The organism is Desertivirga arenae (assembly GCF_017355785.1).
In the GTDB taxonomy this organism is placed as follows: domain Bacteria; phylum Bacteroidota; class Bacteroidia; order Sphingobacteriales; family Sphingobacteriaceae; genus Desertivirga; species Desertivirga arenae.
This window is the reverse complement of record NZ_JAFEWE010000001.1, coordinates 999439-1014558: the sequence shown is the minus strand read 5'-3', so window position 1 is coordinate 1014558 and position 15120 is coordinate 999439. Positions and strand designations below refer to the sequence as shown.

Here is a 15120-nt window from a genome sequence, read left to right as displayed (position 1 = left end):
TGTATAACTATAACCTCTATTAAAATATTTGGTTTTAAGGTGACTGAATAGTTACTGATAGGAGGGGGATTATTAGAGATATATCTGGAACTGCATTATCCATTCCCCCGCTCTTTCGAATATTTTATTGTTATTGTATAAGGGTCTGTCTGAATATTGGATTGTTATCTTAGCATTATGGCCATCGATATAAAAGTTGGATCCAATGTCATAATAACTTCCTGACTCATCCAGAGCTTCTAAATTTTTGACAGTATATGCTGCCATGGGTTGAATCCTTACTTTTTTACTGATCTGCTGAGGAAGCAGAAATCCGGCCTGTGTATACCAAATTTTACCCGTTCCTAAAACATATCTGGCATTACCAGCACCTTCCTGTGCTTTAACACCTGTAAACCCGGGATCCACAACACCCGTATTCATTGTTCCTGATGCCCTGATGTAGTTAGGGCCATAGTTGTAATTGTAGAAAGATGTCAAGGCAGTTAGTGACATTTTACTGGCTTTGCCGCCAACAGGTAGATCGGCAAAGGCATCTACACAATAAATCTTTATGTCGTGTTTTTTAAGTTCGTTATTCGTAGTAAGACTCTTTGTGCCATCCTTATCGCTTAGAAAGCCTGCACCTATATTGAAAACCTTTTTAGTTCCCAGGTAAGTTCCAACTTTGAAGGGTAAAATGTTACTTTCCTGATCCAGAAATTGATAATCAAAATAGCCGCCTAGTGAAGCCTTTGAATTTCCATTATTATCAACGGCAGGACCACCTGCAACAGGAGTGTTACTGGTTGCAAAAGGTTTATTAATGCAGGCCTGGTAATGGATCTTTCCCAGGACCCCTTTAGTATATATTCCAAATTGCCTGGTGAGCTGATCAGACATTTCAAGTGTCGGCCAATTAAATCCAGGGGCATCGATCATCAAAAGATTAGATGTACTGGCTGAATTCTGGCGGGATAAACCGTTCCAGTAATGTAGACCCGCACCTATGAAGTTAGTAAATTTATTTTGCTTTCCTGTCCCGGGATCTTTAGCCGGAATGATAGCATATTCGTTCCATACATCATGATAGAAAATCTGCGGTTTTTTGCCCGCTCCGTTTGCTCCTGTACCGCTATTTCCAGCGCTCCCATTGTTAATAAATGTTTGATTGTTGATTCCAATATGTGTTAGGATAAGATAACGGGGAGATAACTGAGCGTAAGCGATGGTACGGATTCTACGAGCTCCGATATCAAAGGTTCTGCGTGCTGCTTCACTCCCCACCAAAGTTCCCGGGTTATTTTGTATGCTCCTTGCCCAGATCTGATTCCAGATCACAAAACGCAGAAATTTCGAGCCGTCCTGGTTAAGGTTGACCTTTAATCCCTGACTATTGTCAGTGACCGGCTTAGAGGGAGTTTGAGAAAACGAAACTTTAAAAAACAGGATAAAAACAACAAAACACCTTCTGACTTTCATAGCACTTTTGTAAAAAAAGGAGGTGAGCATTACTGTTCCACCTCCTTACCTTAGAAATATAAATTATGGAAATTCTAAAAACCTGCTATCGCCGGCATAGCACAAAGAAAGCTGAAGTAGGGAAGGTAAAGAATGATCGGAATCAGTTTTAACTGTGATTGAGATTAAGGTAATAGGTGGCTGTAGTGTGGATCTAGGGAGAGCTTTATTCTTCTTACTGATCAGCAGAGCTTTCTTTCATTTCTGTTACAAACTCAGAAAGTTCTCTTGTATATCTGTCTAACAAAAGCGCACAGCTTTTCATTGAATCAATAATCATGGGGAGTTCCTTTTCTTCGATAAGTGAAAGTTCCATCAGTTGTGCCACTCCAAGGATTTTTACTACCGGTGATCTAACCTCGTGGGATATTTTGAATAATACCTCTTCCAGTTCGGCAATGTATTGCTCCTTGTATAATTCTTTAATCTTTCGGTCAGTGATGTCCATAGATAAAACAAACAAACCTTCCATTATAGGTTCAATACTTAATTCGAAATACGCAACATCTCCGTTAGGATAATGAAAGGTGTTTTCGAATTTTTCCGGAACTCGCATAGTCATCACTTTTTCCAAATGTTTGAAAAGTTCAGTCTCCTCAATTCCTGGGAACAAGTCGGTCAGTTTTGCTCCAATCATTTCTTCGACTGAGAAACGGGCTTGTCTTGTCAATGCATCGTTCACATACATAAAGCGCCATTCCCTGTCAATAATCTGTGCTCCCTCAAGTAAATTGTCTAATACTAATTGATACTGTTTTTCTTTTTCTAAAAGTTGACTTGCTTTTTCTTCTACTCTTTTCTCAAGTTTTTGATTCAATTTCAAAATGGTCAACTCACTTTCTTTTTGCAAGACAAAGTATTTCTTTAAGGCAAAGTAGGTCGAAATCAGTAAGAGCAATCCAGCAAGAAGAAAGCTGTAAAATAGGAGGTTTAATGCTTTTCTGCTTGAGTTATTTGCCTTTGTCCTTGACGCCAACAATTCATTCTCCTCCTTTTGGATTTGGTCAACCAAATTTTGCGAAGCCAACCTTAAGCTATCCTGGAACCTAACATTGGTATTAAAGCCTACCGATTGTCGTTTAGTTCTTAATTTAACTAGTGTCTCAAGTTTTCTTATCCTCACCTGCTGACTGCTATTATCCCTGGTAAGATATTTCAGATAATGTATTTTGCTAAGTAAAGAATCCTTTAAAACACTTAATCCGGGCGTGTTTATCAAACTAGTTGATCTGGCAGGCTCCAATGCATGTTCCAATTCGTTCACAGAGAAAAGGACTTGTTCAGCTTTAAACAATACATCGTGAGTATGAAGTACCCATCTATTTGTATCATCTACTGTCTTATTTACTCGGAACGTTAAAATTCCTAAAATAATTAAGCCTATAAGTACAATTATACAGAATACACCGAGTGCTCTTTCAAATGCTGATTTCATAAATGTAGGCTGCGACTAGCCCTTTAAATGCGTGCGTTGGAGTTAGTTAGTTTAGAGAGTGCAATTTAGATTATTATTCTTGTTCTAATTTATAGAAAAAATTGATACCGTATATAAACTGCTTTTGTTTTTTCATATCACATAATCTTATGCTACAGGTCATTTTTCTGGAAATCAAGGCTTGTACCTTCGTAAAGTATAATTAATCCTATATGATTCCGAAAAATAAATGGTTAATGGCAGCGGCAGGCATGATCTTGCAGTTGTCAATAGGTTCTATATATGCGTACAGCGTTTGGATAAAACCTATAGAAGTATTGAATGGCTGGGATGCTCACCAATTAAAACTTGCTTTTAGTTTGGCTATCTGCTTTTTAGGGTTCACAGCCGCGTTTATGGGAAAGTTTGTTCAAAAAATAGGGCCTAAGAAAGCAGGGTTATTAGGGGCAATATTCTTTGGGGTGGGACTGGCCGGAGCAGGGTTTGCAAGTTCCATCGGCTCGCTTCCTCTATTCTATGTAACTTATGGTGTTATTAGTGGTATTGGACTGGGATTCGGGTATATTACACCAGTATCTGTTGTTGTAAAGTGGTTTCCTGATAAACCTGGTTTGGGTTCAGGTCTGGTTATTATGTCATTTGCAGCAGGATCTATACTTGCCTCACAAATTATTACGCCGCTAACGAATACAGTCGGTGTTTCCAATTCTTTTTATTCCCTTGCTGTAGTTTATGCTTTGCTGATAGTGTTTGCTTCACTATACCTGGAAGCTCCGGCTGTTTCTTCCAGCAATGTTAAGGACTACCATAGCGGTGGCTCGCACGTGCCTATAAACGAATTACTTACCGATGTTAAGTTTTATGCTTTATGGCTAATGTTGTTCCTTAACACTACTTGTGGAATTGCGTTAATAGCAGTAGCGGCCCCTATGGCAAAGGATGTGATTCATATAAGTGAAACCGCGGCAATAGCCTTTGTAGGGATCATTGGACTCTTCAATGGATTAGGAAGACTTGTCTGGTCGAGCATCTCTGATAGAGCCGGAAGATGGAATACATATCTTATTTTCTTTGCGGTAGGAGCAGTTTGCTTCATTCTCCTTACTCAAACCAGTAATGCGTATTTATTCCAAACCCTGGTTTTCGTTATTATTAGTTGCTATGGCGGAGCTTTTGCTACTATGCCGGCTTTTATAAAAGACATATATGGGGCGGAGAAATTAGGACCTGTGTTTGGCTATGTTCTAATTGCCTGGTCTGTTGCTGCATTTGCAGGTCCCTGGCTTATTTCTTTAACTACTAATTATTCAAGTATATTCTTCCTTTTTGCCGCTTTACTTTCATTGGCCGCAATTATGGCAGTGTTGTTAAAAAGTAAATTGAAACCAGTAGCACTCAACTAACAATACATTCCTGTAAGACGGTTTTCCCGTTTTGCAGGAATCTTTTTATATCCGCGTTTATATAGAGGTTATTCCGTAGAATATTACCATGCATGATAATTGCTCCTTTTCTCGCAGGTGATATTTATTTATAACTAAGAGTTGCTTGAAAAGGAGAGAAATTTCTCCTGAATTAAATGAGAATTATTTATTAAAAGCTTTTGTGTGACTAAAAAAATTAGTATAACTTAGTAGGGTTATGGCAAGGGTTTTAAGGATTACAATTAACAATACTGATTATAATTTCTCATTATTAAATAAAGAACCAATTACTAAAAATACTACAGAAATTCCTATTCATATTAATAGCCAGAATATCACCCTGGTGAAGGCTAGTAACAGCTGGCAGGCAAAAGATCCGAATCATCAAATCGATAAGAATATTCTAGAATCTATTGGAAGAGCGATCGGCTTACGGTACAGATTTTAGAACCTTTATTTTGTCCACTTTTATTTCTTCAACAGATACTTGTATCGTTAGGTTATTATTCTAACTCCTGTCTCTTATATTATTTAAATCTCTTCTCCTTTCTTCAAATAATCTCACTAGATTGGTCTTGAATTTTAGCCATTTATAGATAGATCGCTTTCCAACGTTAGGCCTCTACTGCATAAATGACCTTTTGCCTTAAACACTATTACTTATCAAATCCATGGAACAAAAGCTCTTCTGCATTTTAATGTTGCTGGTTTTTGCTATTAACACTTTAAATGCCCAGAATTCGGAGAAGCAAACTCTCCCCTCTAATCCTCTTTTTTCCCAACTATTCGCAGCAGTAGATACATTCAGCAACCGCTTCCCTCAGGAGAAAATCTTTTTACACACAGACAGATCGTCCTACGTTCGTGGCGATACGCTCTGGTTCAAGTCGTACCTTTTTTCCGAGAGCCTGGGTTATTCACCACTTAGCGGATTAATGTATATCGAGTTACTAACAAACAATAGCCTGGTCAAACGAATTTCAGTACCTGTCTTTTTGGGTGTTTCCTGGGGACAAATTATCCTACCTGATGGATTAAGTGAAGGTACTTATGTATTAAGAGCTTATACTAACTGGATGCAGAATCAGGCAGAGGAGAGTTTTTTTAGAAAACGAATCTATATCAGTGATCATTCGCCAGAACACTGGATTGTTAGCCAATCGAACAAAATCGATCAGGTGAATGGTAGAGAAACCCTCCGGTGTTCCATTCAATTCAAAACTGCAAACAACCAGCCTCTAGGATATAAAACTATAGAATGGAAATTGACCGACGGAAAGAGGATCATTATGAAGGATGAGTATGAGACTTTGAAGAATTCTCTCGAAATAAATATTCCCCTGAGTAACGATGATGCGATCAGAACATTATACCTGGAGGCTGAGGAAAAGGGCGGAACAAAGCAAAAGCTCTCCTTTCCTTTAATCATAAGGCAGGAAAAGGATATTGATCTGCAGTTTATGCCCGAAAGTGGTCATCTTGTAGCTGGCCTTCCCTGCACAGTGGCATTTAAAGCAATAAATGGAGATGGAAAAGGTGTAGACGTTGAAGGTGTTATAAAGAATAATAAAAATGAGCAGGTCACTTCATTTCAATCTACGCATAAGGGGATGGGGGTTTTTAGCCTAACCCCTGTGCTGGGGGAATCCTATACTGCAAGCATAAAACTTAGCGATGGAACAGACAAGGCTTATTCTTTACCAGTTACAAAGCCCTCGGGTACCGTTTTACAAGTGCTAAACACTCCAAGTGCCGACTCATTAAGAGTATATGTTTTATATAGCGAAGGCCTTGTTAATAATCAAACTTATAAGCTGGTAGGTTTTGCTCAGGGACAAGTGGCTTACGCAGCAAATTTTGTTGCTAATAAACAGCGGATAGGAGGTAAAGTTGACAAACGTCTTTTTCCTCCCGGGATTGCTCATTTTACTCTATTCAACGACAAGAACGAGCCGATTAATGAGCGTATCACCTTCATTGACCATCTTCAGCAACTTGATATAAAAGTGTCCACTGAGAAGCCAGGCCTTTCTTTAAGAGATAGCGTCCCTGTTAACATACAGGTTAGTTATCCTGATGGAAAACCAGTACAGGGAAGTTTTTCCCTTTCAGTTACAGACGATTCTCAAGTGAGATCAGATTCAGCCGAAAACAATATTCTTAGTCAGGTTTACCTCCGTTCTGAGTTAAAAGGATACATAGAGGAGCCTGGCTGGTATTTCAATGGAACAAAGGAAGCTGCAGTTGCAAGAGACCTTCTGATGCTAACGCAAGGTTGGATAGGGTATAAATGGTCGCAAATTCTTAATGTCAATACCCGGCCCACTTTTGCTCCTGAACCTGATTTTCGTGTCACTGGTAAGGTTTCTAATATTCTTAATAAGCCGGTAGCTAATTCAAAGCTGTTACTACTTGCTTCCGGTAAATATCACTTTATTAAAGACACACTAACGAACTCTTCCGGTCGGTTTACTTTCCGGAACTTGCCACCGGTTGATACTGTAAGTTTTTTCGTGCAGGCCCGTACTGCCAGAGGAAAAAGTTTTAATGTTGGGCTAGAGGTAGATGAATTTAAGCCAGCACCTGTCATTAAACAAAATGAACCACTGGTTGTCCCCTGGTTTGTAAATGCTGATTCAACCTCTTTAAATTCGGTAAAACAAAGGGAAAGAATAGCGGCTGAACAAATTAAGGGACAAGGCCAAATGTTGAAGGATGTTGTGGTTACAGCCAAAAAGGCGATTAGAACATCCAAAAATTTAAACGGGGCAGGTGAAGCAGATCAGATACTGGATGAGAAAGATGCTTTGGCAGCTGGAACAATGAATGTATTACAGTATATGGAGAAGTATTTAAAGGGTTTTAGTCTTCGATTAAAGGATACCGATAAATACTACTATTTAAATGAGAAGCGCGTGCGATTTGTAGTGGATGGTGTAGAGCTAAATCGCCTTTATATGCCGTCTGATCCTCCAATTTTATATGATTATTCGAGGTTTATTGAAGATGCTTTGTCTAATATCGAGACTACTGACTTGTTGGGTGTCGAAGTTATGTATAATCAGCGATACGCTTCAAAATACTCTTCTCAGTTTCTTGATACCAAGGAAATGATGAATATTAACAATAGCTTCGCTTTTGTAGAAATTACTACGCGTTCAGGTAATGGTATATCTATCAGACGAACTCCAGGAGTTACTGTTTATCGTCCTCTGCCTATTACCTGGCCCAAGGAATTTTATCAACCAAAATATTCAGCGAACGCCTCTAAGCTTCCTGACTATAGAACAACAGTTTTTTGGGCTCCTAATTTAATTACGAATAGCTCGGGTAAGGCAAATGTATACTTTTATACAACCGATAAAGCAGGCACCTATACCGTGCTAGTTCAAGGTGCAGATCTAATGGGAGCAGTAGGATTTAAGACGGTTAAATTAAAAGTGGGAAAATGAGTAACTCTGCTTGAAATTAAGAATTTTTAAAATAACAAGAAGCTCTGGAATTAACAGCCAGGGCTTTTTTAGTTCTACCTGGAGACGTTAAAGAACAAATGTTATTTAACCGTATTAAAACTGTTTTTTACAGCGGAAGGTTGTTTTTGGTATTCAGCTAATTAAAGATTTTTAAGCTTGAGATTAAAGCGTATTGTTTTTCCGTTATATTGTTGATTTTCAGATATTTCTGTTGTTTTTGTTTTGTATACCCGCATTATTTCCCCTAGTTTTATTTAGGTTTTATCATAATTATAGTCTGATTTGAAGACTAGTAATTGATAATCTACAGTAGAGTCATTGCCAAACAAGTTATTCCTTAATCTTCGTGCAGCAGAAACAGGTATACCTTAACCCATCTGAAATGTGCCCTAATTCTCTTTTAGTATTCTGTAATAGAACAATATTCCCGGGTTTGAACCAGTGGCTCAGCCGTACTTTGTTCGAGCTCTTGAGCTATCTCAGTTTTTTCATTTCTTTCAACCTTCAAGGACAAGAGAAGTTATCGTTTGAACACTATACTGTAGCTCAGGGCCTGTCTCAAAATTCAGTTCTTGCCATTGCTCAGGACCCCCGAGGGTATATGTGGCTGGGCACCAGGTATTGCTTAAATAAGTACGACTCCCGCACTTTTAGAATTTATAAAAGTACTTCAAAGCTAACAGACTCCCGCAGGTCTAATGAATATGTACAGGCCCTGCTTAAAGACTCAAAAGGAAGCCTATGGGTTGGCACAAGGGCTGGATTAAACTTGTACAAAGCATTGGCAGATTCCTTTACAACCTTCAATAGGTTTAATGGTAATACTTCTGATGCTAATTATATAAACTGTCTTTTCGAGGATGATAGAAGTAATGTTTGGATTGGCACTAATGAAGGATTGGCAATATTAACCGACAGAAAAAGGGAAGTTTTTCAAAACAGGTTTATTTACCAGGGAAGAGCCTTTACTTTCAAACCATTTAAGGTAAATGTAATCTTTCAGGATCATAGGAAGATTATTTGGATAGGTACCCAGCGCGGATTACTCGGAATCGAGCTTAAGGGAAATGTAATCGCAAGAATTAGGCATTTTGAAAAGGGGGCAGCAGGCCTAACAGATAATTACATAACAGCCATAAACGAAGATAAGCAACATTGTCTCTGGGTGGGAACTTTGAAAAAAGGCTTGTTTTTATTTAATAACACAACTTCTTCTTTTACCAGCTTTTCACATGATCCCTCAGATCCTAGTTCTATTGTGAACAACTACATCCGCAAAATCTTTGTACATCAGAACGGCAAGTTATGGCTAGCTACTCAGAATGGCCTTTCTATTTTTGATCCCCAGAGAAAACAAGCCATTTCATACCAGAATAATCCCCAGGATCCTCATTCCCTAAACCAGAACTCAATATATGATATCTACGAAGATTCAAGTGGCTCTATCTGGCTCGGTACTTATTATGGTGGAGTAAACGTAACTCATTTCTATGATACCCCTTTTAACACTATAAAGTCAGGCAAGGCAATCAATGGCCTTAGCAGTAATGTTATTAGTTCAATTAGTGCAGACTCTTCTGGAAATCTATGGATTGGTACAGAAGCTGCAGGCGTTAATTATTTAGATGTCAAAACCGGGAAATTTACTACCTATAAGGATTCAGGAGGGGAAGAGGGGATAAGTTCAAATCTAATTAAATGGATATATAAGGACAGGGACAATGAGATATGGCTGGCAAATCATCAGGGTGGATTGAATTACTTTGATAAGAAAAAGAACCGTTTTGTACACCATTTGCATAATGATCAAAATAAGCGATCTATTCCTTCAGACGACGCTACGTGTTTACTTGAGGATTCTGAGCGAAGGTTTTGGGTAGGCACGGAGGATCAAGGATTGTGTTTCTTTAATAAAAAGGACAAAACTTTTACCTTACTTCCTTCGGCATTTGGATTACCGGTAACTTGCAAATATATCAATTGGATTTACGAGGATTCCAGAAGGAACGTTTGGGTAGGTGCAAGTAATGGTACCTATGTTTTGTTCCACGGCAGGGCAAACTTTGTTAATTTTTTCTCTTTTATAGATAGAGCCCATCGTCCTGCTTCAAACATCGTCAACTCGTTCAGGGAAGATCGTTATGGGAGTATTTGGCTGGGTTCATATTTTGGAGGGCTATATAACTATAGGCCGGGATCAAGAAGGCTGAAAGTCTTTACAGTTAAAGACGGACTTCCCACTAACAATGTACTAGGTATTCTTGAAAGTAAGAATGGTATACTTTGGTTGAGTACGGATAACGGACTCTCTCGTTTTGATTCAAAACGAAAAGAATTTATCAATTACAACACGTATGATGGTCTCCCTGGAAATGTTTTCAGTTATAATTCAGCATTTAAAGCCAGCAATGGAAGATTTTACTTTGGAAGTAACAACGGGTTAGTAAACTTCTATCCCGATAGCATTAGAAAAAATACAAAAACACCTAAAGTAGTTTTTACGGGCCTTTCGTTATTTAACCGCAGGGTCGGTGTTAACGACAGCACAGGTTTATTGGGTCAAGACATCAGTCTTACCAGGGAATTAAGATTTGACTACGATCAGAATAGTTTCTCCATTGATTTTGCTATTCTCAATTTTATTAAATCTGCAAAAAATAAATTCGCTTTCCGCCTTGAAGGTTTTGAGAAACAGTGGAACTTCGTTACTACTCCCTCGGCCAGTTACACCAATCTAAACCCCGGAACCTATACTTTGATCGTCAAAGCTACTAACAATGATGGTGTTTGGAATGAGGAGGGTATGCAGTTAATAATAACAGTGACACCGCCGTTTTGGATGACCTGGTGGTTCAGAGTACTTATCCTATTTGCAATATTCCTTGTCGCCTTTTTATTCTATCACTATCGGATCAACTCAATTAAGAAACAAAAAGTTGTTTTAGAACGACTTGTTGAGGTACGAACATCAGAAGTGGTTGAAAAGGCAGAGATAATTATCAGACAAAATGAAGAACTTTCCCAAGCTAATAATTTACTGAAGGAACAAGCCGACGAAATAACAAGAATGAACATCTTGCTGGAACGAGACAATCAAGAGCTGTCAGTTAATATTGAAAAGGTTACCAGAGCAAGAGTTATGTCGCAGGATGTAGATTTTGAAGAGTTTTCAAAGATCTATCCAGATAAAGAAACCTGTTTCAAATATCTTTCGGATTTAAAATGGGACAAGGGCTTTAAGTGCCGGCGCTGCAACAATGATCATTATTTTTCAGGCCATCTACCTTATAGTAGAAGGTGTACAAAATGTAGGTATGAAGAGTCAGTAATTGCCTACACTATTTTTCAAAACAGTCGTATCGCTATTAATAAGGCTTTTTATATGCTGTTTTTAGTCTATTCCTCTAAAGGGAAGATTTCCTCTCATAAACTGTCTGAAATATTATCTATCAGACAGAGCACCTGTTGGTCTTATAGCAGCAGAATGAAAAAGGTACTTGATGAACGAAAAAGGGAGCTGAAAAAAGATCCCGACAAAGGTTGGACTTTGCTTATCCTGGATCATGAAGAGAACCAAAAAAGCGGACGAACAGTTCAGGGGGAAATGGATGAAGAATAAAAAAATGAAGAAAAGTTTTGTGGAATTTAGCGTATCAACATTTTTTTTTATTCTTTGGTTAGGCATTCATTTTCAACAGGATATAAAAAACCGCCGGGACTACTAAAACGTATTGATTTTTTTGTAAGTTACTGATATACAGTTAAATATTGCTGTTTTCCTATTGCTTTTTTCATTTAAACCTTAGTTATTTGTGTTGTTCTGCCGAAGGAAATTAGTCCTTCACCAATTATAAACCAGCCCCATGAGGCAAATAAACAACCAACAAGAATATGACCATTGAAGTAAAACGCGTGGCAATAGGCCTTCTATTATCTACACTATTGTTTTTGGTTCTAGTGAAGGTTCTCAGTGGTTCCAAGCAGCAAGGGAAACCTACGGTTTCATTTTCAAATGCAAGAGAGCAACAGCTAGCTGCCTTGATAAACAAGTTACAGGAAGACTTGCCGATACCTGCTATAGGAGTTGCCTTAGTTTCAGGGGATTCAGTATTCTATACAACAGCAGGAGTTCGTAATAAGGAGGAGCAACCTTTTACTGTAACCACACCAATATTTACAGGTAGTTTATCTGAACCATTAATTGCAACAGCAATACTGAAACTGCAGGAACAGGACAAATTGAACCTTGATGACCCCGTAATAGACCATTTGCCTTACTTTAAGATGGGCGGAAATACTTATAAGAAAGTTACTATCCGAAACTTGCTTACACACACTTCCGGAATTCCTAAGTACGAGATGATCTGGGATTCGCCAAATTATAGTCCCAACGCTCCTCAGGTAACCACTCGGAGTATCGCTTCTCAGCTACCTAAGTTTAACCCTGGCAGCAGAATTTCCAGATCTCCTTACAATTATGACATTCTTGCGGATGTTATCAATAAAATCACCGGCCATCCCTTTGAAAATTTTATAGAAAAGGAAATATTCATACCTGCGGCAATGCCTGCATCAACTTTTCTTCAGCCCAAAGGCAACGAAGCTAAACCATTCAAGATCGATAATTGGCTTCTGTATAAATTCAAACAGGATACACTATATCCCTATAATCGAGAGAATGCGGGCAGTAATGGTTTTCATACCAGCACCAGCGATATGGTAAAATGGATGCGATTGATTTTAAATGAAGGCAGGTATCAGGAGATTGAAGTTTTGAGAAAGGAATCTCAAAAAGAGTTAATTAGAATTCAGTTTTCATCGGCCGGGAATAAGGGAGTGGCTTTAGGTTTTGACGTATTAAGCAGGGGGGGGGAGATTGTGTTAACAAAAAGCAGCTATTATGGTGGTTTTAATTCAGAACTGGTATTACTTCCGGGAAGAAAGATTGGTGTTGCAGTATTTAGTAATATATCGGGTTATCTGAACGTGTCGTCGATATCTCAACAATTAGCAGAATGGCTCGAGGGTAAACCCCTGGTCTACCCTAAAGTACCTATAAGTATTCCATTGGGTAAAAAGCTTATACAAAGCAATGATCTGGAAGCGGTTTTGAAGGAGTACGAGCAGTTAAGCGAGGGATCTGCTAAAAAATACGATTGTAGTGCTGATGCCTTAGCGCAATTTGGAATGAGTTTGTTATACAAAATCAGAGATCGTCATAAGGCCATCCGTGTATTAGAATACTGTACAAAAAAATTTCCCGAATCTGTGCCAGCCCATCTATACCTGGCAGAAGCCTATCTGCAAAATAAAGATCTTACTGAATGCAAAAAGGTTTTTGCGAAAGCAAAATCACTCGCCGGGAGTAAGGGTCTTAATCAGGAGCAAGCCGCCTATATCGAGGAGAATATTTTGGTTCTCGAAGAGAAAAAGCAGGGCTAGAATCCAGAACTCAACCAATGTAAACTTATAAATTAAACTTATGAACATCACTTCGAATTCTAAAAGAATCCTAGCGTCAGGTATGATGCTTTCACTTCTTGCATTAGCAAGTTCATGCAAGAAAAATGTTACTGCAGATACGCAGATAATTGATGAAGATACTAGCCCCAGAGCCATTTACAGCAGCCGGTCAGTCAGTTTCGATCGTGCAGACGGAACGTACACCTTATCCCAGGCGAACGGAGACTTTGGAAATATCTCGGGCACGTGGAAAGAGGCAAATGCTTCGATTTACAGTAACCAGGCTCGCATTCGAATCCCGGCTAATACGCTTTCCAATGGTAATATTGTTAATATTGATGTATCGGATGGTTCGGAATATGAACTTACTTTTAAAGTTCGTTTCGGACCTAATTTTCAGTGGAGCCGCGGGGGTAAAGTAGGTTTCGGATTTGCAATTGGAAATGGGTTCACCGGCTGTAATCCTGCCTGGGATGGAACAGGTGGTACAGCTCGTCTCATGTGGTATAACCCAACTAATCAAAAGGATAACAGCGGTAGTGATAATCCTTATTTCAGACCTTACGTTTATTATAAAGATATGCCAGAAAGCTGCGGTAATAACTTTGGCAAGCAAAGTGTAAGGTTAAATAAAGACCAATGGTACACTGTAAGGATAAGGGTAAAAAGCAACAATGGAAGTAATGCTGATGGTAGTGTTCTTTACCAGATAGACGGAGTTACCCTTTTAAGTACTTCCCTCAGATGGACAACGAATGATACCTATAGAAAAATTAAGGAAATAACATTCCATACCTTCCGCGGAGGTAGTGATACTTATTGGCAATCAACTTCTGATGGCCTTATTTACTACAACGATTTAAGTTGGACGAGAATAGCAAGTTAATACTATACAGGGGGTATCTTGGTTGAGGGATACCCCCTTCATTACTGTATGAAACTATTAATAATCCTTGTTTTAGTGGCCTTTAACATCGTCCCTTTAGCTGCTCAGCAAAGGGACATTAGCGTTTTACGGCCCGTTATTTACATCGGAACTGGCTTTTTTTTTGAAAGTCTTAATTGGTCCATAGCGGGAACCGCTGAAGGGAAAAATCCTAATATTCTCTCTGAGTTAAAATGGACCAGGCAAGAGGGGCCATTGGTTGAATTTGGAGTACACATTGGTTTGAGACAGTTCTTTGCAGAGGGAGGGTGTTATTATGGGAGGATCTATAATGGCAAGGTCAGCGATTCTGATTTTAGTAAGGATGACAGGGATGAAAGAGTATTTTATACAGTCCTTCCAACAAAGAAAGGATTTTCTTCCATCACATCGCTCGGCCTTGGGTATTCCTGTGGTAGTACAGCCAAAACTCAGGTAAGAATATCGGCTGGGCCCATGAAGAGAACTTCCAGGTTATTTCTTTCAGATCCTGGTTCTAACCTTAATAGCTCTTATGCTCCAAACTTTACAGGATGGTATTTCAAGACCAAGGTTGTGAAACGGTTAAGTAAAGTTTATTCTTTTGATCTAAGTATAGCGTATAATCAATTGCACTACAAGGCAAAGGCTAATTGGAATCTAATTGAAGAATTTGAACACCCGGTTAGTTTCAAACACAAGGCTAAGGGCTTCGGACTTAACTGTGAACCATCATTAAAGACCAGGTTAGGCAGCAAAACTATTTTATCTTTTGGTGCTGCAGCCTGGTTTACCCAAACAGGCAGGGGAACGGATCAGCTGTTCCTGGCGAATGGAAAAACGAGCATAACGCAATTAAACGAAGTAAAACAAGGTGGCATCATTGTAAAAACTGGGGTGAATTACAATTTTTAAACATAA

At 38.8% G+C, this 15120-nt stretch carries 9 protein-coding genes; 7 read left to right on the top strand and 2 right to left on the bottom strand.

Features of this window, described 5'->3' with window-relative positions; all coding sequences use genetic code 11:
* Window positions 1–72 precede the first annotated feature (72 nt).
* On the bottom strand, window positions 73–1461 hold the full coding sequence (locus tag J4N24_RS03950) for a hypothetical protein (RefSeq protein ID WP_207532319.1): 1389 nt from the start codon (window positions 1459–1461) through the stop codon (window positions 73–75).
* Between the two features lie 214 nt (window positions 1462–1675).
* Window positions 1676–2935: a PAS domain-containing protein gene (locus J4N24_RS03945; protein ID WP_207532318.1), complete on the bottom strand. Its 1260-nt coding sequence runs from the start codon at window positions 2933–2935 to the stop codon at window positions 1676–1678.
* 212 nt (window positions 2936–3147) lie between these two features.
* Between J4N24_RS03945 and J4N24_RS03940 the strand changes: the two genes are divergently transcribed.
* From J4N24_RS03940 to J4N24_RS03910, 7 genes are all read left to right on the top strand, one after another.
* Window positions 3148–4338 carry an L-lactate MFS transporter gene (locus J4N24_RS03940; protein ID WP_207532317.1) on the top strand — a complete coding sequence of 397 codons (1191 nt, stop codon included), beginning with the start codon at window positions 3148–3150 and terminating at the stop codon, window positions 4336–4338.
* 238 nt (window positions 4339–4576) lie between these two features.
* Complete coding sequence (locus tag J4N24_RS03935; protein WP_207532316.1) at window positions 4577–4807, top strand: hypothetical protein; 231 nt, start codon at window positions 4577–4579, stop codon at window positions 4805–4807.
* Window positions 4808–5030: 223 nt separating this feature from the next.
* Complete coding sequence (locus J4N24_RS03930; RefSeq protein WP_207532315.1) at window positions 5031–7811, top strand: carboxypeptidase-like regulatory domain-containing protein; 2781 nt, start codon at window positions 5031–5033, stop codon at window positions 7809–7811.
* Between the two features lie 403 nt (window positions 7812–8214).
* A complete protein-coding gene (locus J4N24_RS03925) occupies window positions 8215–11451 on the top strand; it encodes a two-component regulator propeller domain-containing protein (protein ID WP_207532314.1) in 3237 nt (1078 codons plus the stop codon).
* Between the two features lie 272 nt (window positions 11452–11723).
* Window positions 11724–13274 carry a serine hydrolase gene (locus J4N24_RS03920; RefSeq protein WP_207532313.1) on the top strand — a complete coding sequence of 517 codons (1551 nt, stop codon included), beginning with the start codon at window positions 11724–11726 and terminating at the stop codon, window positions 13272–13274.
* A 40-nt stretch (window positions 13275–13314) separates the two neighbouring features.
* Window positions 13315–14181 carry a polysaccharide lyase gene (locus J4N24_RS03915; RefSeq protein WP_207532312.1) on the top strand — a complete coding sequence of 289 codons (867 nt, stop codon included), beginning with the start codon at window positions 13315–13317 and terminating at the stop codon, window positions 14179–14181.
* Window positions 14182–14229: 48 nt separating this feature from the next.
* Window positions 14230–15114, top strand: a complete 885-nt coding sequence (locus J4N24_RS03910; protein ID WP_207532311.1) for a hypothetical protein — start codon at window positions 14230–14232, stop codon at window positions 15112–15114.
* Window positions 15115–15120 lie beyond the last annotated feature (6 nt).